This window comes from Paractinoplanes tereljensis (assembly GCF_016862435.1).
GTDB classification, from domain to species: Bacteria; Actinomycetota; Actinomycetes; order Mycobacteriales; family Micromonosporaceae; genus Actinoplanes; species Actinoplanes tereljensis.
Genome location: NZ_BOMY01000041.1, coordinates 84,341 through 108,547, shown reverse-complemented (window position 1 = coordinate 108,547; position 24,207 = coordinate 84,341). Strand labels below are relative to the sequence as shown.

Below are 24,207 nucleotides of genomic sequence, written 5' to 3'. Positions count from 1 at the left end.
CGGCCGCGCCCGCACCTACCACCCGGAGCTTTTGGATATTTGCGACATTACCGCCCGGAGACCGATCAGCGGCCTGCGGCCCGATCGCGTACTGGGGGATTTCAGTAGCCGAGGGTTTGGCGGGTCAGTTTGGCTACCTTCTGGACCAGGGTTACGCCGGACGACATGGATTGGTTGTCGTGGGAGAGGACGGCTATCGAGACGTTTACGTCGTCGTCGGTTACCCGGCCTATCGTGTTGATGGCCCACAGGCCGCCGTCGGCGGAGCGGGTGTCCCAGCCGTTCTTCACCGTTGCAGTCTCGCCGGAGGTGGCTACCGACGGGACGCCCCAGTCCTGCGCCTCGGAGACCGTGCTCATCAGGGTGTAGATCGTCTTGCGGGAGGCTGCGTTCAGCGGGCCGGCGGTGTCTACGAACTCGCTCAGCAGGCGGATCTGGTCGTTGGCGGTGGTCTTGGTCAGGCCCCACCGGCTGTTGACCGCGGTGTGGGTCAGGCCCAGCTTGCGGTTGCAGGCCGTCACCGCGGAGCGGCCGCCGACGTGCTGGAACAGGCTGGACGCCGCGTTGTTGTCGCTCAGCCGGATCATCGGCTTGGCCAGTGCCATCTCGCCCGAGGTCGGGGCGTGGCCGGCGGCCTGGTCGTGCAGCAGCATGCAGGCGAGGATCTGCGCCTTCACGATGCTCGCGGTGTCGAAGCTGACGGTGCCGCGGTAGGCGTACTTCTGGCCGGTCTTCTTGTCCAGCACGGCCACCGAGAAGGAACCGGGCACCTTGGCCAGCGCCGCGTTCAGCTTCTTGGTATTCGCCGACCAGTCGAGCGCCGCGGCGGTGGCGCTCGGCGACAAAGCGGCGGATGGGGAAGCGGACGCGGAGGGTGAGGACGACGGCGAGACGGATGGGGCCGCGCTCACCCACGAGGCGGCCGACGGCGTCTTGTCGGCGTCGGGGCCGCACCCGGCGAGCAGGGCGGCAAAGGCCAGGGCGGGGGCTAGGACGACGTAGCGGGAACGCTGCACCCGATGCATACTGCCCCGCGAAGGTCGAACTCTCAAACGGACAGCACCAGGAACACCGACGCCGTCCAGGTCATGCTGGGGTCGCGCAGGCCGGCGCCGGTGAGCGCGTCGAAGTTCTCGGCCATGCCGGCGGCGCTGCAGGTGGCCAGGAAACGCCGGGTGATGTCGTCGGCCAGGTCGGCGCGGCCGCCCCGGCGCAGACCGTCGACGAGCAGCAGGGTCGTGGGCGCCCAGATCGGGCCGCGCCAGTAACCGTCGGCGACGTAGTCGGGGCTGTGCGGGGGCTCGGTGGCCGGGCCGTGCTCGGTCAGGTAGCCGCCGTCGAGCAGCCGCTGCACGGAGGCTTCGAACTGATCCGGCGGCAGCAGGTCGCCGAGCACCAGCGGCATCAGGGTGAGCAGGCTGTCCGACTCGATGACCCGCTGCGAGACGGTGTGCCGGGCGACGAACCGGCCGCCGACCCAGAATCGCTCCGACATCGTGCGCCGGGTCGCCGCGGCCCGGTCCGACCAGCGCCGGGCGTCGTCCGGCCGGCCGAGGCGGTCGGCGATGCGGGCGAGGGCGGCCATCTGCAGGCTCAGGAAGGCGAGCAGGTCGGGGCTCTGCACCGGCACCCCGGCGGCGAACACGGTGGCGTTGTCCCACCCGGAGTCGTTGCCGTGGTTGTACGAGGGGATCCCGTCGCCACCGTAGACCCGGTGCTCGAACCACCAGTCGGTCCACCGGCCGAGCGGTTCGTACAGGGCGGCGATCGCGTCGTCGGGCAGCCCGTCCCGGTCCATCAGCCAGGCGATGGCCCAGCCGTGCACCGGCGGCTTCACGAAGTTGCGTTCCGCCACGGCGTCGTTGACGTAGTCGGGCAGGCAACCGTGCTCGTCCTGGTGGTCGAACAGGGTGCGGATCTGGTCGGCGGCGCCCGCCGGGTCGCGCCACAGGGCCATCGCGTTGAAGCAGTGGTCCCAGCTCCAGATGTTGGTCATCCGGTTCTTGGACATCAGCATCGATTCGCGGCGCAGCAGCCCACCGGCCGGCACCATCGCCGCCCAGGTGACGAAGGCCGCGAGCCGATGAGAACCGCCGTGCTTCTCCAGCCAGGCGGTGAAGTCCTCGTCGGCGGAAGCCGCCACGGCATCGAAATCCTCGACCGGGCCGGCCGGGGCGGCGCTGCCGTACTCGTCGACGACCACCAACGCCGGCCCGGTGACCAGCAGCCGGGCCCGGGTGGTGCGTTCGCCGTCCCAGGTCGCGTCCAACCGGGCGGTGCCATGAGCAAGACGGATCCGGTAGTTGCGGTTGGCGCCCGCGGCGACGAACCGCCACGCGACCGGGCTCTCCTCGACGACCACGTCGTACTGGTCGCGCACCTGGATGTCGAGGGCCGGCGGGCCGGTGGTCCGGATCAGGGCGCGGCCGCTGCCGGCGAGAGCCACCTCGGTGCCGTCGGTCAGCGTGAGCCGGCCGGGGCGTACCGAAGAAATGCCGGCGCCGAGGCGCAGGAGCTCCCGATTCCGGGCGTCGCCGCGGACCGTGCGCAGGTAGACGCCGTCCGGGAGCGCCGACACCGCGAAGTAGGAGCCGCGCCGCGAGAAAGGTGTGTCGATCATCGGGGAACCGTGACCTCTCCGCCCGCGGCGACCCGCACCACCTGGGGTGCCGGGCCGAGATCGAGCCGGAAGGTGCGGTCGTAGCGCTCGCCCATCACGTACCCGTCGGCGGCGCTCTGCCGGGCAACCGCGCCCAGCTGGTCGAGCAACATGCGGCCGTCGCGGCGCCACGACCAGTACGCCGCGTCCCAGCACCAATAGCGGCCGGCCGCGCACAGGTCGTAGGGCCCGCCGTCGCCGATCTCGCTGTCGGTGTATTCGGCGATCCGCGCGGCCAGAAACGTGGGGAACCGCTGGAACTCCTCACGTTCCCGGTCGACCAGGGCGGCCACGCTCTCCGCCTGCACAACCCCAGCCTGGCCGAACAGCACCGGCAGCACGTTCGCGAGCAGGTGGATGTGGTCGTGCACGACGCCGGAGCGGTCCACCCAGCCGACGAATCGGCCCGCCGCCGGATCCCAGTACCCGGTCGGCAGCGGCTGCGCGATGGTGGCGGCGAGCCGTTCCGCCAGAGCGGAGTATCGGTCGCTTCGGCCGAGCATCGTTTCCAGCGAGCCCAGCAACGAGAACGAGCGGGCGGCCAGCGACGCGGCCATGGTTTCCCGGCCGTCCTTGATGACCTGGTCCTCGTAGTAGACGTCGGACCAGAGCCGCCCGAGCGGATCGATGCAGTCCTCGATGCACGACGCCGCGCCCTCGATGTCCTCGATGTGCGCGCGCAGCCAGGCCAGATCCTTGGTGCGCGCGACGTACAACCAGATCGACTCGAGCACCTCGACGTTGCCGGTGACCAGGAACATCACCGCGTTCGCAGTGCCGTCCAGGCTGTTGCGCCGCACGTGGTACTCGCGCTCGCCGCCGGGCTGCACCGCGCACGGGTCGCGCCAGAGCTGGGCCGGATCCTCCCGCATCAAGATCAACTGCATTTCGATCATCCGGCGCACGACGTCCAGGTCCACCCGGCTACCGGCGGCGAGCCGGCCCTTGATCTGGAATTCGTGGTCGACGTCCGGGTAGGTGCCGGCGTACGTGTCGGCCAGCGTGCTGAGCACGTAGCCGTCGGCGTCCGGGTAGTCCTTGGCCCGGGTGCGCTCGACCACGCACGGCAGGATCGTGCCCCAGTAGAAGCCGGCCAGCGCGTCGGCGAGGGGCTCGGCGCCCGGAAAGTCCAGGGTGAACTCGTGGCCGTCGACGTCGGCGTGCGGCCGGGCCCGATGCGCGGTGAGCGTGCCGCCGGGGGCGTCCACGACGATCCCGCCGGAGTATCGGACCGTGATCGGGCCGTCGGCGGTGATCATCCAGGCGGGTTCGGCGGAATCCGGTTCCGGCGGCAGCACCCAGCAGCGGCCCCGTCCGGTAGCGCTGTCGCCCGGAAGCAAGGCCGGAAGCAAGGCCGGAAGCAAGGGAAGCACGTACCGGCCGCCGTCGTCGGAGTCCAGCAGGAAGACCGGCCCGGCCGGGAAGTGGAAAGTCATCGCCGGGTGACGCCGATCGCGGCGAGGTGCCCCTCCAGGGCGAACGTCGCCGCACCGAGGCTGACCGGGTTGCCGTTGATCCGGCACAGGGTGATCTCGGTGTGGGTCAGCGGACGACTGAGGGCGTGCTGGCCCAGCCGGGCCCGCGCCCCGGTCAGCAACGGCTCGCCGAGCTTGGCCGCCACCCAGCTGGAGAGCACGACCACCTCGGGGTTCACGATGTTGATCAGATCGGCGATGGCCACCGCCAGGTAGCGGGCGGTCTCGTCCAGCACCGCCACGGCCACCGGGTCGCCGGCCCGGTGGGCGTCGGCCAGGGCGCTGATGGTGGCGGTCTGGTCGTCGGGGTGCAGCAGCGGGCTGTCCGGCGCGATCTCCCGCAGCTGCGCCATGATGCCGGGCGCCCCGATGTACGCCTCGACGCAGCCCCGGCTGCCGCACCGGCACGGGCGCCCGTCCATCACCAGGTTGGTGTGGCCCCACTCGCCGGCGCTGTTTGTCGCGCCCCGGTGGAGCTGCCCGTGGAAGGCCAGTCCCGCGCCGACCCCGGTGCCCAGGGTCAGCACGGCCACGTCGTCGTGGCCGCGGCCGGCCCCGAACCAGAGCTCGGCCAGCACCCCGGCGCGCAGCGGGTTGTCCAGGTAGAGCGGCACGTTCAGGTGCGCCGCCAGCTGGTCCCGCAGGGGCACGTCGTGCCAGTCCCAGTTGGGCGCGAAGATCGACACGCCGCCGTCCCGGTCGACCTGGCCGGGCACGCTCACCCCGACCCCCAGCAGCTGGTCGAAGCCGACCTCGGCCCGGGCGGTCACCGCTCGCAGGCTGGACACGATGTGCGCGACGACCTGCGCCGGGCTGCTCTCGTCGCGCGGGTCGAGCGGCTCCTCCACGCTGGCCAGCACCTGCAGCCCGGTGTCGAACAGCTCGACATGCACGTACGTCTCGGCGACGTCGACCCCGGCCAGGAAGCCGCCGGACCGGCGTGCGGTGACCAGGGCGCGCGGCCGCCCGCCGCCGGAGTCCTGGTAGCCAACCTCCTCGAGCAGCCCGGCCTGGAGCAGCTCGCCGACGAGGTTGGACACGGTGGCGAGGCTCAGGGCGGTGTCGGCGGCCACCTCCTGCCGCGACACCGGGCCGTCCGCGAGGATGCGCCGAAGCACCTCGAAACGGTTGGCGACCCGGATATCGCGAGAGGTGCGTTTCATGATCCTGATCCTAAGGAGTCGGAACGCGGGCCCAGGTCTGCGTGGCCGTGCCGGAGCAGGGGGCGACCACCACCGCGCTGCCGTCCGGTGCGTCCAGGCAGAGCGAGGCCCCGCTGGTCACGGTCTGCTCCGCGGTGAATGTCCACTGCTGGGTGTCCGCGCCGGTGCAGGCGCCGATGGTCACCGGGTTGCCGGCGGTCACGCACTTGCTGCCGTAGACGGTGAGCTCCCCGGTCGGCGAGGCGTTGAACGACTGGTTGCCGCCGCCGTTGCAGTCCCAGATGCCGAGCGCCGTGCCGTCGGTGGTGCTGAAACCGGGCACGTCCACGCAGCGGCCGGAGGCCAGGTTGACCAGAGGCTCGCCCGGGGGCGCGGCCGGGTCGTCGTTGGCCGGCTCGGTGGTGCCGAACCCCCAGCCCCAGCGCAGCTGGGCGACGCCGGACGCGCTGTTGTTCACCAGATGACCGTCGGCGCCGACCGAGGTGATCGAGTACGAGTCGCCGAAGCGCAGGCCGGGCCAGTAGACGATGCCCATGTGCTGAGCGCGCGCGGTCTCGGTGAGCGCGGCGAAGTACGCCGTCGAGGTGTTGCCGTTGTGGGCGCCGTAGTTCAAGCCGATCGTCATCGGCGCGCCGGCCTCGTCGATGATCGTGCGATACCCGTACGAGCCGATCCGCGGCGTCAGGTTGGCCAGCCACGCCGACTTCTCGGTGTCGCTCGCCCAGAAGCCGTAGAAGTGCAGCGACAGCAGGGTGCCGCGGAGTTCCGGCGCTGCGCCGACCCCGGTCACGTTGTCGTTGTAGCCGGTGCCGCTGACCACGACGCGGCCGCGGGGCACCGACCGGTGCCGGGCGATGAAGCCGGTGTTGACCGCCACCCACTGGTCGAGGGTGTAGCCGTGCGGCTCGTTCATCGCCTCGAAGTAGACCCGCGGGTTGCGGCCGTACTCCCGGACCACCGTGTCCCACATCCGGTCCCAGGCGGCGACGTCGTCGATCAGCCCGTCCTTGCTGGTGTCGGCCTCCCAGTAACTGAGGATGACCTTGTCGCCGGCCGCGGTGGCGGCATCGATCGCCGCCCGGTAGGAGCGCCACCAGGCGGTGCCCACGCTGGCCGGGTTGATCGGCAGGCGCAGCGTGTTGGCGCCGAGGTTCCGGCGGAAGTCGCCGACCATGCGGGTGGTGACGCGATAGACGGTGCGGTAGTCGTCGGCGGTGGACAGGCCGCTCGGCACCACCGCGTCGCTCGCGTAGTTGTCCCGGGGATCGGCCCAGTTGACTCCGCGGAAGTCGCTGGTTCCCCCGGGCGACGGAGGTTTCGCGTGGGCCGTGCCGGCCAGCATGAGGGAGGCGAGCGCGCCGAGCGCCACCGCCCGGATCAGAGAACGCATGGTCATCTCCATTCGGAGTGGTCGAGGCGGACGTCGGCAACGCCGGGTGCACTCAGCGTCAGAACCGTTGACGAGTCGCCGCGCACGTAGACGATCAACCGGCCGTCATGGGTGCACCGCGAAGGCTGCGAGTAGGGCGTCGGGTCGGCCAGGTCGCCGTTGTCCAGACCGAGCAGGACGCCGCCGGACACCTCGGCGGTGACCAGCCGGTCGTCGGCGGCGAGGTTCCCGTCCCCGTCGCGCAGGGTGACCTCGACCTGGATCACGTCGGCGGGAGCCAATCCGGCCGGGAGGTTCCACATCTGGGCGTCGATGGACGCGGCTTTGCCGCGAGATCCAAGAGCATCAAAAACCGAGACTTCGCGCGTACGCCCCACAAGGGTCAACGGCTCCTCCCGGTACGGCACGGTCGCGCGCCACCACCCGGCGGTGTCGTCGAAGGTCAGCGGGAACTCCTCGTCGCCGCAGGTCAGGACCAGTTCCTCGGTGTTCGCGAAGCAGATCACCTCGACCTCTTCGCCGGGCTCGTGGTCCCATCGCCGGGAGAGCGCGCCGGTGACGAGGTAGACCATCGGCTCGGCGGACCACCAGGACCGGCGCAGGTGGTAGGCCGGTTTGTCGAAGCCGGCCGTGGTGAGCAGGCCGGCCGGCGAGCCGTGCACCGGCCAGCCGCGCGCCTCGCCGAGGTAGTCGATCCCGGTCCACAGGAACTGGCCCGCGACGTAGTCCTTCTCGGCCACGTGCCGCCACGCCTCATACGAGTGCCCGGTCTCGGAGCCGACCAGCGGCTGCCCCGGGAAGCGGGCGTGGTCATCCTCGTACAGCTGCTCCTTGTAGTTGTAACCGACCAGATCGAGTCCCTCCAGGAGCCCGGTCACGCTCGACAGCTCGGGGAACGCGGCCGCGAGCGTCACCGGCCGGGTCGGATCCGCGGCCCGCACCAGGTCGATCAGCCGGGCCGCGATCGTCGTCAGCCGGCGCATGTCCGGCCGGGCCGGATCGTAGACCCGCTCGGCGGCCGGCTTGGACGCGTCGTTGTTGCCGGTCATCTCGGCGAACAGCGGGCTGGCGTACGGGTCGTTGGGGTAATCGACCTCGTTGCCGATGCTCCACGCGATGACCGACGGGTGGTGCCGATGGGCCTCGACCATCGCGGTCAGGTCGGCGGCGTGCCAGGCCGGGAAGCTGGTCGCCGGTCCCTCGTGCCGGGGCGGGTAGACGTTGTGCCCCTGCCACCACTTGTTCTTCGGGTTCTCCCACTCGTCGAACGCCTCGTCGATCACGTAGAAGCCGAGGGTGTCGCAGAGCGAGTAGAGCTCGGGGGAGTGCGGGTTGTGCGCCATCCGGACGGCGTTGGCGCCCATCGCCTTCAGGGCGAGCAGGCGCCGCGCCCAGACCGCCGCGGGCACCGCCGTGCCGAGCACGCCCGCGTCCTCGTGCAGGCAGACACCCTTCAGCGTTTGCGGCTCGTCGTTGACGAAGAACCCGTGCTCGGGGTCGAAGCGGATGCTCCGCAAGCCGACGACCAGCTCGGACGTGTCGCCGCCGGGCCCGAGCACGGTGGTCAGCCGGTACAGATGCGGGTGTTCGGCCGACCAGAGTTCCGGTTCGTCGACGCGTTCGGCCGTCTCGACCTCGCGGGTCGCCCCGGCCGGCACGCTGACTTCCGACGTGAACCGCTGGACCCGATCCGACGTCAGCGAACGCAACTCGTGGTCGATCGTGACGGTCGTGTCCTCGCCGGAGTCGTTCACTACGGTCTGCCGTACCCGTACTGTCGCTTCGGCCTTTTGAAAAGCCACGGTGGTGCCGTGTTCGGCCAGGTGGACGGCCTCGGTGACCTCCAGGTCCACCGGCCGGGTCAGGCCGGAGCCGTTGTACCAGCGGGAATCGGACACCTCGGTCCGGTCGACGCGGACCGCGACCACGAGGTCGTCGTCGGGCGCGTAGCCGAGAATCTCGGTGAGGTCGAACGAGAAACGCGCCCAGCCGGACGGCCGCGAACCGAGGTGGTAGCCGTTCACCCAGACGTCGGCGTTCTTGTAGACGCCGTGGAAGACCAGCCGGAGCCGCTGTCCCGGAGTGAGGCCGAGAGCGGCCGGCGAGAGGTGGCCGCGGTACCAGCCCACTCCGCCGGGAAGGTAGCCGGTGCCGCTCGAACAGGACGGGTCGAAGTCGTGCTCGACACTCCAGTCGTGCGGCACGACGACCGGGCGCCAGGCGGAATCGTCGAAGCCTTTGGCCCAGGCGTCCGGCTCATCGGCGAGGAGGAAGGACCACTGACGGATGGGGGAGGTACGCACAGGCGAGGAACCTTCGGTCGGAAGGGTCAGGACAGGGCGAGCTTGGGCGCGTAGGTGGCGAAGACCCCGGTCAGCACGATCCCGGCCAGGTACGCGACGCCCGCGAAGCCGAACAGGAACCAGAGCAGCCCGAACACCACGACCTGCGGGTAGAAGACGGTGACGACGACCGGCAGACCGGTGACCATCAGCAGCGCCAGCGAGGCGAAGGCGTGCCGGACGGACATCAGCCGCGCGTTGCGCAGCACGGTGCGCAGGCCGTCGTCGAACGTGGCCAGATAGGGAAAGGCAAAAAGCGCGACGACGGTGAGGCGGAAGGCCAGGACGCCGCAGACGGCATAGAGCAAGATCCGGACCAGGCCGGGTACGGCGAGCCCGCCGATCACCGTCCACCACGCCGCGAGCACCAGGCCGAGCCCGGCGACCACCAGGCCGAGGAGCATGCCCGGCCGCAGGTCACGGCGCAGGGCGCGCAGGTAGTCGCCGGTCACCGACTCGCTCTCGCCCCGGGCCAGCCGCATCGCCGTCCCGCTCAGCGCCGTGAGAGCGGCGCCGAGCGTGACGATGGGTAGTGCGGTGACCAGGAACAGCAGGTTCAGGATCATCAGATCGGCGAACCGGTTGAGGAACCGCACGAGCGGCGAATCGAGTGCGAACATCATTTGGCCTTGTGGGTCTTGCTCCACTCGTCCATGTCGGCCTGAATGGACTTGAGGGCGTCCTCGAAACCGGCGTCCTTGAGCTTCTTGCGCATCTCGGCGATGGTGGCGGCCGGGTCCTTGGCCTTGCCGTACTGCAGCTGCGGGATGTACTGGGAGAGCACCCCGCCGACCGCGGTGAGGGTCGGGTCGATCTGGTCCTTCTTCACCCGCAGCGTCGAGAACGGATAGACCTTCGCCACCGAGTCGAGGCCCTTGTAGATGTCGGCCTTGTTCGGCGCGTCGGTGACCTTGTCCGGCTCGAACTCGTCCATCCGGCCGGCCCAGAAATTGGAGTCCAGGGCGTCCGTCGAGATGTCCCAGCCCTTCGGGCGGTCGAGCTTGCCCCCGGTCAGCACGTAGTCGGTGCCCTCGATACCGAAGTTCAGCAGGTCGTAATCCGTCTTGTCGTTACGGATCAGGTCGTACACCTGCAGGGCCTTGTCGGGGTGTTTGGAATTGGCCGACACCGCCATCGCGCCGTGCGTCTTGATGTCGCGGTAGACGTTGCCGTTCTCCCGGCCCCAATAGAACATCTTGGGGTCGGAGCCGGGCTGCTTCTTCGTCATGGTGTCGACGACCTGGGTCACGAACGTCTGGGTGTGGTGCTGCTCGGCGCCGGACAGCCCCGCGTACATCTCCTCGCGGGTATTGCCGTCGTAGTTCAGCGCGTCCTCGCGCCAGACGCCGAGGTCGTTCCACTGTTTCGCCTCGGTGGCCGCGGCCAGCAATTGGTCGCTGTTGTAGTACCAGGACGTGACCTTCGGGGCGGCGCCGGAGTTGTCGACCTGGAACGGGTAATAGCTGCTGGTCGAGACCTCCTGCAGGGTGACCCAGTCGCTGTGCCCCTGCAGATAGCCGGTCAGTGCGGCCTCGTTCTGCTTCGCGACGTCCCACGGGTAGGCCTTGGGCTTGTTCTTCTTGACCCAGGTGAAGTACTGCGTGAACTGCTCGAACTTGGTGATCGTCGCGTCCGGGATGCCGGCCGCCTTGGCCCAGTCACCCCGGTACATGAAACCGTGGTTCGTCCACTGGGTGTAATTGTCCTCGGGGATGAAGTAGATCTGGCCGTCGTCGAGCTTGGTGAGGTCCCAGTCGCCCTTCGCGTCGACCTGTGCCCAGGTCTTCGGGGCGTTCTTCTTCAGAATGTCGTCGGAGAGCGGCAGGAACGCGCCCTTCTGGGCATTTTCCCAGGCGAACAGCCAGTCGGTGGCGGTCGTGATCAGGTCCATGCTGCTGTCGCCGGACAGCAGCTGGACGTTGTACTGCGTCTGCCAGTCGGCCCATTCGATGTAATGCAGTTCGAGCGTGGCGTTCGCCTGCTCGGTGAGGCGCGGGTTGAGCACCTTGAGCATCGCCTCGAGCCGCCCGTTGCTGGGCTTGTCACCGAGCACCAGCATCGTGATCTTGGCAGGTTTGCCCGAGTCCTCCGAGTCGGAGCAGGCGGTTGTCGTACCGAGTGCAAGGGTCAAGGCGGCGAACGCCGCAATTGTTTTTCTCAACGCGATCTCCTTCTAGCCCTAGCCTTTTACGGCTCCGACCGTGATTCCACTGACGAAATATCGCTGTACGAAGGGGTAGAGCAGGACTATCGGGCCGGTCGCGAGCACGGCGCTGGCCATCTTCAGGGTGTTGGTCGGTAGCTCGGTGACCGAGACGTTGTTGCCGGCCATGGAGCTCTTCAGCGCGTTCGCCGTATTGATGACGTTGTAGAGGTAGTACTGCAGTGGCTTGAACTCGACGGTGCTGCCCAGATAGAGCGACGAGAGATACCACTCGTTCCAGTAACCGAGCGCCAGGAACAGTCCCGTGGTGGCGAGCGCCGGCTTCATCATCGGGAGCACGAGCCGCAGGAAGATCCGGAAGTCGCCGGCGCCGTCGACCTTTCCCGACTCGGTGATCTCGGCCGGTACCGACCGGACGAAGTTCTTCATCAGGATGATCAGCCACGGCGTCATGAGCAGTTGCAGGAACACCGCGAGGTAGTTGCCCTTCAGGCCGAGCTCCCGTGCCACCCACAGATAGGTGGGGGCGAGACCGGCCGAGAACAGGGTGGTGAAGTAGATGAAGAAGGAGATGCCGTTGCGGAGCGGGAAGTCCTTGCGCTGCAGTGCATAGCCGGTCATCGCGATGATGAGAAGGCCGATCGCGGTGCCGAACACCGTCATCGTGACGGTGACGACGTAGGAGCCGATCAGCTGCCGCGGCGACCGGGCGATGAACTCGTAGGCCTCCAGCGAGAAACCGCGCGGCAGCAGGCTGAAACCGTGCTGAACGATCTCGTTCTCGTCGGAGACCGAGGCCGACACGATCAGCACGAACGGCAGCAGGCAGAAGATCGTGAAGATCGTGACCACGAGATAGGAGACGCCCCGCAGCGCGAGGTCACTGGGATCGGCGTCCTTAGAAGAGCGCATAGTCCTCGTTGACCCTTCGCACGATCCAGTTGCACAACATGACCAGGGCGAAGCCGAACAGGGACTGGTAGAGGCCCACCGCCGTCGAGGTCGTGAAGTTGTTCTGGCTGATGATCATTCGATAGACCGAGGTCTCGATGATGTCGGTGGTGTCGTAGACGGTCGCGTTGTTACCGACCAGGTTCCAGAACAGCCCGAAGTTGCCCTTCATGATCCCGCCGAGCGAGAACAGCAGCAGGATGAAGAAGGTCGGCTTGAGGCTGGGCAGGATGACGTACCGGGTGCGCTGCCAGGCCGAGGCCCCGTCGATCGCGGCCGCCTCGAACAGCGAGGTGTCGATGCTCAGGATCGCCGCGAAGTAGACGATCGAGCCGTACCCCGTGCTCTGCCACAGGTGGAACAGAATGATGATGATCGGCCACAGCCCGGCCTCGGAGTAGATCTTGATCGGGTCGCCGCCGGTCTTCTCGATCAGCGTGTTGATCGCCCCGGTGTCGTAGTTCAGCAGGTTGAACGCGATCACGCCGACCAGCACCACGGAGATGAAGTACGGCAGGAACAGCAGCGCCTGGCTGACCTTCTTGAAGTACTTCGAGCGGATCTCGTTGAGCATGACGGCCAGCGCGATCTGGACGATGTTGCCCAGCACGATGAAGGCCAGGTTGTAGAGCAGCGTGTTGCGGGTCAGCTTCCAGAGCTGGCCCGACTTCACCAGGAACTCGAAGTTCCGCAGGCCGACGAACGGGCTGCCGAAGATGCCGTCGTGGTAGTTGAAGTTGGTGAATGCGATCCACGAGCCCGGCAAGGGAGCGTAGGCGAACACCAGGAAGAACAGGATCGCCGGCAGGCACATGATGATCAACGTCTTGCTGTGCCCGATCCGCCGGAGCCGAGAGTGCTTCTTCTCGGCCGGAATACCCGTAGCCGGGCGGGCCCGCCGTGCGTCCAGCTGCATCGCCAAAACGGCCCCCTTCCGCATGTTTCATAGACTGGTGTGATTGTTAACACCAGGTAAATTGCGCAAAGCGTAGGGTTCGCCTACCCCTTCGTCAAGGGGTCTTAGGAAGTCTTCGCGGGGTGCGTCAACGCTGTTCACAAGGTCAAGAAGAGGCCGTACCGTATTGCCGCTCCTCGATCACCGCGGCCATGCCCCAGTGTGACCGCCCGACTACTTCGCCGGGCCGTGCAACATCCGGCGGGGTCGCCACCGTTCTACCTCCGTCACTAGGGAGGCAGCCGATTTGAAGGCCGAAGACGAGCAAGCGTTTCGTGAGTTCGTGACGTTCCAGATGCCGTCACTGCGCAAGCTGGCTTATCTGACCTGCGGGGACTGGCACGCGGCGGAGGACGCCGTGGCCAACGCGCTGATCAAGCTGTACCCGCGCTGGCGCAGCCTGGAGCGGCCCGATCTGTACGCCAAGACCATGGTCTACCGGGCGGCGATCGACGAGACCCGTCGCCCCTGGCGGCGGGAGCGGTCGGCCGGCGACGCCATGCCGGACCGTCCGCTGACCGATCCGGCCGGCGCGACCGACGAGCGACTGCACATCCGGGCGGCGCTCTATGCCGTGCCGGCCCGTCAGCGGGCGGCGGTCATTCTCCGGCACTACCTGGGCCTGAGCCTGGAGGACACGGCCGGCGTCCTGAACTGCACGGTCGGGACCGCGAAGAGCCAGACCTCGCGGGGGCTGGCCAAGCTCCGCGAGCTGCTGACCGCCGAACGCATCAATCTTTCTGGGGAAGCGACCGAGGGGTGGACCAATGCAGTTGCATGACCTGGTGGACGCGGTGACCGCGGACGAGCCACCGATGCTCCGGACGGCCGACGACATCGTCGCCGCCGGGCGGCGGGCACAGCGCCGCCGCCGGACCGGGTTCGCCTCGGCCGGGGCGGCCGGCCTGGTCCTCGTCGCGGTGGCGGGCGCGTTCGTCCTGCGGTCGTCCGGCGTCGAGCAGAAGGACGGCACGACCGCAGCGGCCACCACGACTGCCGCGGCGCCGTCGAAGGCCGCCGAGGCCCAGTGGGTCGCGGCCGAGCCGTTCACCTTCACCTTCCAGGGGTACGACGTGGGTAAGTTCCACGTGCAGAACCCCATCGTGGCGTCCACCGCCTATCAGATCGCCTCGATCTACGAGGACGGCCGGACCACCAACGACAAGTCGGTCCCGGCGAGCGAGATCACCCCGCCGGGCAAGGACGGGAAGCGGAAACCGACGCTGTACGCCTACCTGACCGTCTACCGGCCGGGTGCGTTCGACCCGTCCAAGATCAAGGGGGGTAAGGCGCTGGTCGTGGACGGGCACAAGGCGGTGCAGGCGACGCTGCCGGTCGGCCTCGACCCGAAGAACCCGGCCGACCCGGGCAACAAGGCGTTCGCCTGGGAGTACGCCGACAAGGCGTGGGCCGCGGTGACGTCGGTCTCCAGCGATGACAACGACCCGTCGTTCGCGAACCTGAGCACCTTGGTCGCCGGCCTGAAGCCGAGCACGCCGAAGCCGGCCGCGCTGCCGTTCACCGTGGGTTACGTGCCGAGCGGGTACCAGCCGGTGCAGATCGGCATCCACGCCCTGCCCGGCCTGAACGGCATCGCCGCGGCGCGCGACGGTGACTTCGGTGGGGCGACCTACGCGAAGCCGGCCCCGGCCACCACCGGCCTGGGCCAGCCGTTCGAGAACTCCGACGGCTTCGTCGAGAACAGCTTCAGCATCTACGTCACGCCCAGCCACAACTCCAACCAGAAGGCGCAGGCCGGCAAGGCCAAGTGCTACGCCGGCGGCTTCTGCAACGTGTGGAGCGCCGACGGCAAGGTGCAGGTTCAGGTCAGCGCCGAGGGCACGGGTGCGAACCTGCCGTCCTCGGAGCTGCAGAAGATCGCCGGCTCGATCAAGGTGGCCGACGTCGCCGACGAGTCCACCTGGACTCCGGCCGCCACGGCCCTGCGGCAGTAACAACCGCGTCGCTGGTCCCGGTCGGCTCAGACCGGGACCAGCGCGCGATGGGCGGCCTCGACGCGCTGCCCGTAGTAGGTGCCGGCGAGCACGAGCGCGATCCCGGCCACGCCGACCGCGGTCAGGTGCTCGCCGGCGATGCCCACCCCGATCAGCACGGCCCACACCGGTTCGGTGCCCAGCAGCAGGCTGGCGCGCGCCGCCGAGGTGCGGCGGATCGCCCACAATTGCACCAGGAACGCGAACACGCTGCAGCCCAGCGCGAGGTACAGCAGGCCGAGCCAGTGTCCCGGCTCGAAGGCCCGCACCGCCGACGGCAGGGCGGGCGCCGCGACCAGCGTGAACAGGACCGCGCCGACGACGGTCTGCAGCCAGGTGAGCGTCACCGTGTCGTACGGCCGGCCGGTCGTCAGCCGGCCGGACAGGGTGACGTGGGCGGCGCGGACGACGGCCGCGGCAAGCATCAGCGCGTCACCGGCCGTCGGTGCGCGCAGGCCCGGGCCGGCGACGAGCAGGATCACGCCGGTCACCGCCACCGCCGCGGACACGAAGAACCGGCCCGGCAGCCACCGCCGCTGCACGGCGCCCTCCAGCGCCGGCGTCAGCAGGATCGTCAGGCTGATCAGCACCCCGGCGTTGGTCGCGCTGGTCATCGACACCCCGTACGTCTCCAGCACCAGCACCGACGCCTGGGTGAGGCCCAGCAGCGCCCCGACCGACAACTCGGCCCGGGTCGGCCGCCGCACGATCATGGCGGGCGCCAGTGCGACCGCCGAGATGACGAAGCGCAGCGCCAGCACGGCCAGCACCCCACCGGCCAGGACCAGGGTGCGGGCGGTCAGATAGCTGCTGCCCCACACCACCGCCACGGCCAGCAGCAACAGGTCACTGCGACGTATCGACATGAGCGCAGCCTGGCGCCGGTCTATCGTGAAGACAAGATGCGTGCTGCTCACCTCATGGTGTAGTCAGACCTAATGGATCTGCACCACCTGCGCCTGCTCAGGGAACTCGGCGACCGGGGCAGCCTCGCCGCCGTCGCCCGGGCGATGCACATCACGCCGTCGGCGGTCTCCCAGCAGCTGCGGTCGCTGCAACGCTCGGCGCGGGTGCCGCTGACCGAGCGCCGCGGCCGTCGTCTCGTGCTGACCGAGGCCGGCCGGGCCCTGGCCGCCGCGGCGATCGAGGTCTCCACCGCGCTCGACCGGGCCGGCCGGGCGGTGGACGCCTACCTCGACGACCCGGCCGCGCCGGTCACGGTGGCCGCCTTCCACAGCGCCGGGGCCACCTATTTCGGCCCGCTGCTCGGCCGGGCCGGCCTGCCGCCGGTGCGGTTCTCGGACGAGGACGTGCCGCAGGCCGGCTTCCCGGCCCTGGTCGCCGACTACGACCTGGTGCTGGCGCACCGGCTGGCGCACAGCCCGCCCTGGCCGGCCGACCGGCTCACGGTGGTGCCGCTGGTCTACGAGCCGCTGTACGTCGCGATGCCCGCAGGTCACCGGCTGGCCGCGAGGACCGCGCTCACCGCCGCCGACGTCGGCGCCGAGCCGTGGATCTGCGTCCGCGAGGGATTCCCGCTGGAGGGTGTCCTGACCGCGATCGCGCCGGCCGCCGGCCGGCCCCTCGAGATCGTCCACCGGGTCAACGAGTTCACCGTGGTGGCCGCGATCGTGGCCGCCGGCGGCGGGCTCGCGCTGCTGCCCGGCTACACCAGCCGGCCCGACCCCGGCGTGGTGCTGCGGCCACTGGCCGACCTGCCGGCCGGCCGGCACATCGACGTTCTCGCCCGCCCGGAGAGCCTGCACCGGGCCGCGGTGCGCGCGGTCCTGGCCGCGCTGCGCGAGCTAGCGGCCGAACCGGGGCGCTGACCCCTCGGTGCCCGGTTTGTCGGCTCGTTCAGGTTGGTGTCGTGTCTGCCGATCTATCGAGGGTTGACGGTGGGCCTGGCGCGAGGAGGCGAGGTGGCTCGGACGGCGCAGCGGTGGCGGGCCTGGTTCGTACCGGTCGCTGTCGTGCTGGCGGCCGCGCAGATCCTGCTGATCGTGCTGGGCACCCACACCGCCTTCCCGAAGTTGCTGGTGTGGTTGTCGGCCACCGGTGGGGTGGCGGTCGCGGTCGCTTCCTTCCGCAGCGGCGCGGTGCTGGCCGGCGGGGTGCTGCTGGTCTTCTGGCGGCGCCTGGCGGTGGCCATGGGCTTCGTGCTGGTGGCGGGGCTGAGCCAGACCTTCGAGGTCGTCACCACCTCCTACACCGGGATGCCGCCGATCGGCGCCCGTACCCTCCTGCTCTATGTGGTGGGCACGATCCTGGCCATCACCGCGATGTTGCGGCTGCCGGCCGGCGGCCGCAGCTGGCGGCAACTGACCACCGCCGTGCTCGACGTGGCGGTGGTGGCGGTGACCGCCGGGATCGCCGGATCGCAGTACACCGGCTGGTTCGTCGACCGGTTCGGGGTCAGCGCCTCGGCGTGGTGGCTGAACATCGCGATGATGGCGATCGCGGTCGCGGGCGTCGTGGTCGTCGTCAAGATCATGGCCTCGCGCGGTAGTCCGGTGCCCCCGGTCGCCCTGTGGTGGCTGGCGCCGATCGGGCTGGCCGGGCCGTTGTCCACGGTCCTGATGTCCGCGCTGAGCCCCTGGCCGTACCTCAACGGCAGCGCCGCGGTGCTGCCGTTCGTCGGCCTGTTCGGCACGCTCGCCGCGCACGCGCAGCACCGCCATCTCACCCGGAGCCGCCCGCGTCGCGCGCTGACGATGCCTCTGGTGGTATCGGTACGCGGCACCGCGGTGCCGCTTGTCGCCACCGTGGTGACCTGTGTTTCGCTGGTGTCCGTCTTCGTCCGCACCGGCCGGCTGGCGATGGTCGAGGTGGCCGGGATGACGGTGCTGCTGGTGCTGGTGGTCGCCCGGCAGGCCCTCGCCCTCGCCGAGAACGCCACCCTGTTGCGCACGGTCGGGCAGTTGGCCATGCACGACGACCTCACCGGGCTGGTCAACCGCCGGCACTTCACGGCCGCCGTCGCCGCCACCGCCGGCCCGTGCACCGTGGTGCTGATCGACCTCAAGGACTTCCGGGCTCTGAACGACGGGCTGGGATCCGACGCCGCCGACGCGTTGCTCATCGCGTACGGCCGGCGGCTCACCCGGCTGGCCGGTGAGGAGTCGGTGGTGGCCCGTCTCGGCGGTGACGAGTTCGGGCTCCTGCTGGCCGAGGCGCCGGCGGTCTCCGTGCTCGACCGGCTGCTGGCCGCCGGCACCGAGCCGTTGCACGCCGCCGGCCACGAGGTCCTGGTCGACGCGTCCATCGGCGTCGCGGACCGCGCCGACGACGGTTCCGCCGACGTGTACCGGCAGGCCGAGATCGCGCTGCGGGAAGCGATGACCACCGCCGGTGGCCGCCTGGTCCGCTACGACGCGTCCCTGGAACGGCAACTGACCCAGCAGGCGACCCTGGCCGCCGACCTGCGCCGGGCGATGGCGGCCGGCGAGTTCCAGATGCGGTACCAGCCGATCGTCGAACTGCCGCACGGCCGGATGGTCGCCGTGGAGGCACTGATCCGATGGGTCCGGCCGGATGGCCAGGTGGTCTCACCCGAACACTTCATCCCGGTCGCCGAGGACACCGGACTGATCGTCGAGCTCGGCGAATGGATCATCGACACGGTGTGCGCGCAGACCGCCGACTGGCGGAGCCGGCCCGGCGCCGAGGTGCTGCGGTCGGTGGCCGTCAACGTGTCCGCCCGGCAACTGCTCGATCCCGGCCTCCCGCAGGTGGTGGCGGACGCCCTGGCGCGGTACGACATCCCGGCGGACCAGCTCACCATCGAGATCACCGAGACCGCCGTCTTCGGCGGCGGCCGGGCCCTGGCCACCGTGAACGCCCTCGCCCAGCTGGGCGTCAGCATCTCCCTGGACGACTTCGGCACCGGGCACTCCTCGCTCGGCTTGCTGCGCACCTGCCCGGTACACGCCATCAAGATCGACAAATCGTTCGTCGACGGCCTGGGCGGCACCCCGCAGCAGGAAGCCATCGTCACCGCCCTGGTCGGCATCGCCGACACCATGGGCCTGCGAACCGTCGCCGAGGGCGTCGAAACCGCCGACCAGGCACACCGCCTGTTCGAACTCGGCTACCACCACGCCCAGGGCTTCCACTTCGCCCGCCCGCTGCCGGCCAGCGCCATCACGGCGATGCTCCAAGGCGACCACCAGGCCGCCGCCTGAGCTCAGCCACCCTTGAGCCGGGCGTCGTAGGCGGCGAGGAGGTGTTCCGCGGCCTGGGCCGGGGTCAGCGTGCCGGCTCGGATCTGCTCCTCGGCGGGGCCGGCGGCTGAGCGGACGGCGGGGTTGGTCAGGAAGCGGCCGAGGACGGCGTCGCGGGCCAGCGCCCACATCCAGCCGACCTGCTGGCGGCTGCGGCGTTCGGCGAGTTCGCCGCTCGAGTCCAGGCCGGCGCGGTGGGCGGTGAGCTGCGCCCACACCTCGGCCACCCCGGTGCCCTCGGCGCCGCTGCAGGTCAGGACCGGCGTCACCCACGATGTCTCGTCGCCGCCGCGCAGCAGGCGCAGGGCGCCGGACAGTTCGCGGGCGGCGCGTTTCGCCTCGGCCTCGTGCGGGCCGTCGGCCTTGTTGACGGCGATGACGTCGGCGAGCTCCAGGATGCCCTTCTTGATGCCCTGCAACTGGTCGCCGGTGCGGGCCAGCGCGAGCAGCAGGAACGAGTCGACCATGTCCGCGACCGCGGTCTCGGACTGTCCGACGCCGACGGTCTCGACCACCACGACGTCGTAGCCGGCCGCCTCCACCACGACGATGGCCTCGCGGGTGGCCTTGGCGACGCCGCCGAGGGTGCCGGCGGTGGGCGACGGCCGGATGTACGCGTCCGGGTCGGCGGCCAGGCGGGCCATCCGGGTCTTGTCGCCGAGGATGCTGCCGCGGCTGCGGGTGGACGACGGGTCCACGGCGAGGACCGCGACCCGGTGGCCGGCGGCGGTGAGGTCGCTGCCGAACGCGTCGATGAAGGTGGACTTGCCGACGCCGGGGACCCCGCTGATGCCGATCCGGTGCGAGCGCCCGGCATCGGGGGTGAGCATGGCCAGCAGCCGCTGAGCGTCGGCCTGGTGGTCGGCGCGGGTGGATTCGACCAGGGTGATGGCGCGGGCGATCCAGGCCGGGGCGCGGTCACGCACCCCGGCGGCCATCGCCGGAAGGTCGGGACTCACGCCGGGGCGGGGTGGCCGAGCTGGGCGGACAGGTCGGCGAGCAGCTCCAGCGCGGCGTCGGCCAGCACGGTGCCCGGCGCGAAGATGGCCGCCGCGCCGGCCGCGCGCAGGGCGTCGTAGTCCTGCGGCGGGATCACCCCACCCGCGATGATCATGATGTCCGGGCGGCCCTGGGCGGCGAGCTCGTCGCGCAGCGCCGGCACCAGGGTCAGGTGGCCGGCGGCGAGCGAGTTGACGCCGACGATGTGCACGTCGGCCTCGATGGCCTGCCGGGCGACCTCGGCGGGGGTGGCGAACAGCGGGCCGACGTCGACGTCGAAGCCGAGGTCGGCGAACGCGGTGGCGACCACCTTCTGGCCGCGGTCGTGGCCGTCCTGACCCATCTTGGCCACCAGGATGCGGGGCTGGCGGCCTTCGGCCTCGGCGAACGCGGCGGCCACGGCGCGGGCCCGCTCGATGTTTGTCACCTGACCGGCCTCCCTGCCGTACACCCCGGAGATCGTACGGATGCGGGCGGTGTGCCGCCCGTACACCTTTTCCAGCGCGTCGGAGATCTCCCCGACGGTGGCCTTGGCCCGGGCCGCGTCGACGGCCCGTTCGAGGAGGTTGCCGTCGCGGCCGGCGGCCTCGGTGAGGGCGTCGAGGGCGGCCTGGCAGGCGGCCTCGTCGCGGTCGGCGCGCAGCCGCCGCAGTTTCTCGATCTGGCTGGCGCGGACGGCGGCGTTGTCCACCTTGAGCACGTCGATCGGCTCGTCGACGGCCGGGCGGTACTTGTTGACGCCGATCACCGGCTGCCGCCCGGAGTCGATTCGGGCCTGGGTGCGGGCGGCCGCCTCCTCGATGCGCATCTTGGGGATGCCCTCGTCGATGGCCCGGGCCATCCCGCCGGCCGCCTCGACCTCGGTGATGTGCTCCCAGGCGCGGGCGGCCAGGTCGTGGGTGAGGCGCTCGACGTACGCGCTGCCGCCCCACGGGTCGACGACCCGGGTGGTGCCGGACTCCTGCTGCAGCAGCAGCTGAGTGTTGCGGGCGATCCGGGCGGAGAAGTCGGTGGGCAGGGCGAGGGCCTCGTCCAGGGCGTTGGTGTGCAGCGACTGGGTGTGGCCCTGGGTGGCGGCCATCGCCTCGACGCAGGTGCGCATGACGTTGTTGTAGACGTCCTGGGCGGTCAGCGACCAGCCGGAGGTCTGGCAGTGCGCGCGCAGGCTCAGCGAACGGGGATCCTTCGGCCCGAACTCGCGGACCAGCCTGGCCCAGAGCAGCCGGCCGGCCCGCAGCTTGGCGACCTCCATGAAGAAGTTCATCCCGATGGCCCAGAAGAACGACAGCCGCGGCGCGAACGCGTCGATGTCCAGTCCGGCGTCGCGGCCGGCCCGCAGGTATTCGACGCCGTCGGCCAGGGTGTAGGCGAGCTCCAGGTCGGCCGTCGCGCCGGCCTCCTGGATGTGGTACCCGGAGATGGAGATCGAGTTGAAGCGCGGCATCCGCTGCGAGGTGAACGCGAAGATGTCGGAGATGATCCGCATCGACGGCGCCGGCGGATAGATGTAGGTGTTGCGGACCATGAACTCCTTGAGGATGTCGTTCTGGATCGTGCCGGACAGCTGCTCCGGCGCGACGCCCTGCTCCTCACCGGCGACGATGTACAACGCGAGCACCGGGAGCACCGCGCCGTTCATGGTCATCGAGACGCTCATCCGGTCCAGTGGGATGCCGTCGAACAGCTGCCGCATGTCGTAGATGGAGTCGATCGCGACCCCGGCCATCCCGACGTCCCCGGTGACCCGGGGGTGGTCGGAGTCGTAGCCGCGGTGGGTGGGCAGGTCGAACGCGACCGACAGGCCCTTCTGCCCGGCCGCCAGGTTGCGGCGGTAGAACGCGTTGGACTCCTCGGCGGTGGAGAAACCCGCGTACTGCCGGATGGTCCACGGCTGGTTGACGTACATGGTCGGGTAGGGACCACGCAGGTACGGCGCGATGCCCGGATAGGTGTCCAGGAAGTCGAGGCCGGCCAGATCGGCGGCGGTGTACAGCGACGGCACCGTGATGCCCTCGGGCGTCTCCCAGGCCGGCCCGGTGCTGAGCGGCCCGGCCGGGCCGGGCGCCGGATCGGTCAGTTTCGCGGTGGAGAAGTCGGGGATCATGGCTGCACTCCGAGGTCGGCCAGGACGGTGGTGAGCGCGGCGACGGCGTCGCCGCCGGCATGGACGTACCCGTCGACGCCGGGATAATCGCCGCGACCGGCCAGCAGTACGCGCTGCGCGCCCGCCTCCCTTGCGGCTACGGCGGTGGTTGCGGCCTCCTGGGCGTACGCCTTGTCGGGGCCGCACAGGCACACCACGGCGGAACCGGGGTCGGTGGTGACCGCGATGCCGCCGGCCGCGAACAGGTTGGTCGCGAACGTGACCCGTGGCCCGGACGCGGCCGCCGAGCCGAGGGTGGCCAGGGTGACGGTCGGCCGGCTGCCGGTAGCGAGCAGGTGCGCGTCGCTGCGGTCGCGCAACGCTTCGAACGCTTCCGCGTAGCGGCGCCGGGGCAGGCCGCCACCCGGCCGATCCGGGGCGGGCCGGCGGCGGGGGAGTTCCTCGCCGAGGTTGGGGAACTCGCTGACCCCGGTGATCGGGTCGCGGCGATGCGCGATGTTGGCCTCGCGGCGCTCCCAGGTGCTCGCGATCCGGTCGGCGACCAGGCCGGAGCGCAGCGCGGCGGCCAGCCCGCCGGCCTGCTCGATGCCGGTGAAGACGTCCCACGCGGCGTGCGCCAGGTCCTCGGTGTACCGCTCCACGTACCAGGAGCCGCCGGCCGGGTCGACGACCCGGGCCACATTGGCCTCCTCGACCAGCAGGATCTGGGTGTTGCGGGCCAGGCGCCGGGCGAACGCGTCCGGCCGGCCGAGACGGTGGTCGAACGGCAGCACGGTCACCGCGTCCGCGCCACCGACCCCGGCGGCGAAGGAGGCGAGCGTGGTCCGCAGCAGGTTCACCCACGGGTCGCGGGCGGTCATCATCGCCGCCGAGGTCACCGCGTGCTGGCGCTGCCCGCCGGCGTCCGGGGCCCCGCACATCTCGGCGACCTGGGCCCAGATCCGCCGCGCGGCCCGCAGCTTCGCGATGGTGGCGAACTGGTCGGCGGTGGCGGCGTACCGGAATTCGAGCTGTCCCAGGGCCGCCTCGATCGGCAGGCCGGCGTCGGTGAGGGCCCGCAAGTAGGCGACTCCGGCGGCCGCGGCGCAGCCGAGCTCCTCGGCGTCCGAGCCGCCCGCCTCGTGATAGACGGTCGCGTCCACGGTGACCGCCCGCAGCCCCGGCGCCTCGGCCACGCACCGCCCGGCCAGGCCGGCGGCGTCGCGCAGGGCCCCGGCGAGACCGGCCGCGTCACCGGTGCCGGCCACCCAGCCGAGCGGGTCGGCGCCCAGCCCGCCGGTGGCCTGCCGGGGATCGACGCCCCGGGCGGCGAGCAGCGCGAACCACGCGTCGGCGGCCGCGACGAACTCCGGTCCCGGGTCGAGAACCACCCCGGCGAGGTCGAGGAATACGCCGTCGAGGGCTTCGGGCAGGGCGGCCGGCGGCAGTGAGTGGCCGCCGACCGCCAGCCACAGCGAGGTCACCCCGTTCTCGAGGTCACCGAGCACCGCTTCGCGGATCTCGCCCGGCTCCGGACCGGCGTGGTGCTGGCGGATGTCCCAGCCGCCGGCGGCGCGAGCCTCCCGGACGTACCGGAATTCGCCGGGCAGGTCGGCCGCGGTGTGCAGCGCCGCGATCCGCAGCCCGTCGTAGGTGACCGACGCGAGCAGGTCGTCCACCTGGTCCGGGGTGGCGGTCTCGGCGGCCGCGCCGGACTTGCGCAGGGCGGCCAGGGCCAGGCGGCGCCACTGTTCCGCGGTGGCCGCGGGGAAAACCGCCGACGTTGTCACGATGCTCCTCCCGTCCGCC

18 protein-coding genes are annotated in these 24,207 nt (G+C 70.5%); 4 read left to right on the top strand and 14 right to left on the bottom strand.

Features of this window, described 5'->3' with window-relative positions:
• Positions 1-101 precede the first annotated feature (101 nt).
• From Ate02nite_RS31140 to Ate02nite_RS31095, 10 genes are read right to left on the bottom strand one after another with little or no spacing between them, the layout of a single operon-like run.
• Positions 102-1,025, bottom strand: coding sequence for a serine hydrolase (locus Ate02nite_RS31140; protein ID WP_239147822.1), 924 nt, complete (start codon positions 1,023-1,025; stop codon positions 102-104).
• A gap of 23 nt (positions 1,026-1,048) precedes the next feature.
• Positions 1,049-2,620, bottom strand: a complete 1,572-nt coding sequence (locus Ate02nite_RS31135) for an amylo-alpha-1,6-glucosidase (RefSeq protein WP_203811422.1) — start codon at positions 2,618-2,620, stop codon at positions 1,049-1,051.
• Positions 2,617-4,095: a hypothetical protein gene (locus Ate02nite_RS31130; RefSeq protein ID WP_203811421.1), complete on the bottom strand. Its 1,479-nt coding sequence runs from the start codon at positions 4,093-4,095 to the stop codon at positions 2,617-2,619. The genes Ate02nite_RS31135 and Ate02nite_RS31130 overlap by 4 nt, the downstream gene beginning before the upstream one ends.
• Entirely contained in the window at positions 4,092-5,297 is a 1,206-nt protein-coding gene (locus Ate02nite_RS31125) for an ROK family transcriptional regulator (RefSeq protein ID WP_203811420.1), read from the bottom strand. The genes Ate02nite_RS31130 and Ate02nite_RS31125 overlap by 4 nt, the downstream gene beginning before the upstream one ends.
• A gap of 10 nt (positions 5,298-5,307) precedes the next feature.
• A complete protein-coding gene (locus Ate02nite_RS31120; RefSeq protein WP_203811419.1) occupies positions 5,308-6,687 on the bottom strand; it encodes a ricin-type beta-trefoil lectin domain protein in 1,380 nt (459 codons plus the stop codon).
• 2 nt (positions 6,688-6,689) lie between these two features.
• Entirely contained in the window at positions 6,690-8,990 is a 2,301-nt protein-coding gene (locus tag Ate02nite_RS31115) for a glycoside hydrolase family 2 TIM barrel-domain containing protein (RefSeq protein ID WP_203811418.1), read from the bottom strand.
• A 26-nt stretch (positions 8,991-9,016) separates the two neighbouring features.
• Positions 9,017-9,652, bottom strand: a complete 636-nt coding sequence (locus Ate02nite_RS31110; RefSeq protein WP_203811417.1) for a YesL family protein — start codon at positions 9,650-9,652, stop codon at positions 9,017-9,019.
• Positions 9,649-11,190: a DUF3502 domain-containing protein gene (locus tag Ate02nite_RS31105; RefSeq protein WP_203811416.1), complete on the bottom strand. Its 1,542-nt coding sequence runs from the start codon at positions 11,188-11,190 to the stop codon at positions 9,649-9,651. Before Ate02nite_RS31105 ends, Ate02nite_RS31110 begins: the two co-directional genes overlap by 4 nt.
• Before the next feature lie 18 nt (positions 11,191-11,208).
• Positions 11,209-12,105: a carbohydrate ABC transporter permease gene (locus Ate02nite_RS31100; RefSeq protein ID WP_203811415.1), complete on the bottom strand. Its 897-nt coding sequence runs from the start codon at positions 12,103-12,105 to the stop codon at positions 11,209-11,211.
• Entirely contained in the window at positions 12,092-13,084 is a 993-nt protein-coding gene (locus Ate02nite_RS31095; RefSeq protein ID WP_203811414.1) for an ABC transporter permease, read from the bottom strand. Before Ate02nite_RS31095 ends, Ate02nite_RS31100 begins: the two co-directional genes overlap by 14 nt.
• Before the next feature lie 262 nt (positions 13,085-13,346).
• On the opposite strand from Ate02nite_RS31095, the gene Ate02nite_RS31090 reads away from it, so the two are divergent.
• Together Ate02nite_RS31090 and Ate02nite_RS31085 are read left to right on the top strand one after the other, a co-directional pair.
• Positions 13,347-13,880, top strand: coding sequence for a SigE family RNA polymerase sigma factor (locus Ate02nite_RS31090; RefSeq protein WP_203811413.1), 534 nt, complete (start codon positions 13,347-13,349; stop codon positions 13,878-13,880).
• The gene (locus Ate02nite_RS31085) at positions 13,867-15,054 is read left to right on the top strand and encodes a hypothetical protein (RefSeq protein WP_203811412.1); all 1,188 of its coding nucleotides are present in this window, start codon (positions 13,867-13,869) and stop codon (positions 15,052-15,054) included. The genes Ate02nite_RS31090 and Ate02nite_RS31085 overlap by 14 nt, the downstream gene beginning before the upstream one ends.
• A gap of 26 nt (positions 15,055-15,080) precedes the next feature.
• Here Ate02nite_RS31085 and Ate02nite_RS31080 read toward each other — a convergent pair whose 3' ends face one another.
• Positions 15,081-15,959, bottom strand: a complete 879-nt coding sequence (locus Ate02nite_RS31080; RefSeq protein WP_203811411.1) for a DMT family transporter — start codon at positions 15,957-15,959, stop codon at positions 15,081-15,083.
• A gap of 72 nt (positions 15,960-16,031) precedes the next feature.
• Between Ate02nite_RS31080 and Ate02nite_RS31075 the strand changes: the two genes are divergently transcribed.
• Together Ate02nite_RS31075 and Ate02nite_RS31070 are read left to right on the top strand one after the other, a co-directional pair.
• Positions 16,032-16,922, top strand: a complete 891-nt coding sequence (locus Ate02nite_RS31075; RefSeq protein WP_203811410.1) for a LysR family transcriptional regulator — start codon at positions 16,032-16,034, stop codon at positions 16,920-16,922.
• 93 nt (positions 16,923-17,015) lie between these two features.
• The gene (locus tag Ate02nite_RS31070) at positions 17,016-19,277 is read left to right on the top strand and encodes a putative bifunctional diguanylate cyclase/phosphodiesterase (RefSeq protein WP_203811409.1); all 2,262 of its coding nucleotides are present in this window, start codon (positions 17,016-17,018) and stop codon (positions 19,275-19,277) included.
• A gap of 2 nt (positions 19,278-19,279) precedes the next feature.
• Here Ate02nite_RS31070 and meaB read toward each other — a convergent pair whose 3' ends face one another.
• From meaB to Ate02nite_RS31055, 3 genes are read right to left on the bottom strand one after another with little or no spacing between them, the layout of a single operon-like run.
• On the bottom strand, positions 19,280-20,275 hold the full coding sequence (gene meaB, locus Ate02nite_RS31065; protein WP_239147821.1) for a methylmalonyl Co-A mutase-associated GTPase MeaB: 996 nt from the start codon (positions 20,273-20,275) through the stop codon (positions 19,280-19,282).
• On the bottom strand, positions 20,272-22,419 hold the full coding sequence (gene scpA / locus Ate02nite_RS31060) for a methylmalonyl-CoA mutase (protein ID WP_203811408.1): 2,148 nt from the start codon (positions 22,417-22,419) through the stop codon (positions 20,272-20,274). The genes meaB and scpA overlap by 4 nt, the downstream gene beginning before the upstream one ends.
• On the bottom strand, positions 22,416-24,188 hold the full coding sequence (locus Ate02nite_RS31055) for a methylmalonyl-CoA mutase subunit beta (protein ID WP_239147820.1): 1,773 nt from the start codon (positions 24,186-24,188) through the stop codon (positions 22,416-22,418). The genes scpA and Ate02nite_RS31055 overlap by 4 nt, the downstream gene beginning before the upstream one ends.
• Positions 24,189-24,207: the final 19 nt, after the last annotated feature.

Coding starts and splice junctions, on each gene's coding strand:
- Ate02nite_RS31110 (WP_203811417.1), bottom strand. CDS start 9,652: ATGATGTTCGCACTCGATTCGCCGCTCGTGCGGTTCCTCAACCGGTTC.
- Ate02nite_RS31130 (WP_203811421.1), bottom strand. CDS start 4,095: ATGACTTTCCACTTCCCGGCCGGGCCGGTCTTCCTGCTGGACTCCGAC.
- Ate02nite_RS31085 (WP_203811412.1), top strand. CDS start 13,867: ATGCAGTTGCATGACCTGGTGGACGCGGTGACCGCGGACGAGCCACCG.
- Ate02nite_RS31135 (WP_203811422.1), bottom strand. CDS start 2,620: ATGATCGACACACCTTTCTCGCGGCGCGGCTCCTACTTCGCGGTGTCG.
- scpA (WP_203811408.1), bottom strand. CDS start 22,419: ATGATCCCCGACTTCTCCACCGCGAAACTGACCGATCCGGCGCCCGGC.
- Ate02nite_RS31140 (WP_239147822.1), bottom strand. CDS start 1,025: ATGCATCGGGTGCAGCGTTCCCGCTACGTCGTCCTAGCCCCCGCCCTG.
- Ate02nite_RS31100 (WP_203811415.1), bottom strand. CDS start 12,105: ATGCGCTCTTCTAAGGACGCCGATCCCAGTGACCTCGCGCTGCGGGGC.
- Ate02nite_RS31075 (WP_203811410.1), top strand. CDS start 16,032: ATGGATCTGCACCACCTGCGCCTGCTCAGGGAACTCGGCGACCGGGGC.
- Ate02nite_RS31120 (WP_203811419.1), bottom strand. CDS start 6,687: ATGCGTTCTCTGATCCGGGCGGTGGCGCTCGGCGCGCTCGCCTCCCTC.
- Ate02nite_RS31095 (WP_203811414.1), bottom strand. CDS start 13,084: ATGCGGAAGGGGGCCGTTTTGGCGATGCAGCTGGACGCACGGCGGGCC.
- Ate02nite_RS31125 (WP_203811420.1), bottom strand. CDS start 5,297: ATGAAACGCACCTCTCGCGATATCCGGGTCGCCAACCGTTTCGAGGTG.
- Ate02nite_RS31080 (WP_203811411.1), bottom strand. CDS start 15,959: ATGTCGATACGTCGCAGTGACCTGTTGCTGCTGGCCGTGGCGGTGGTG.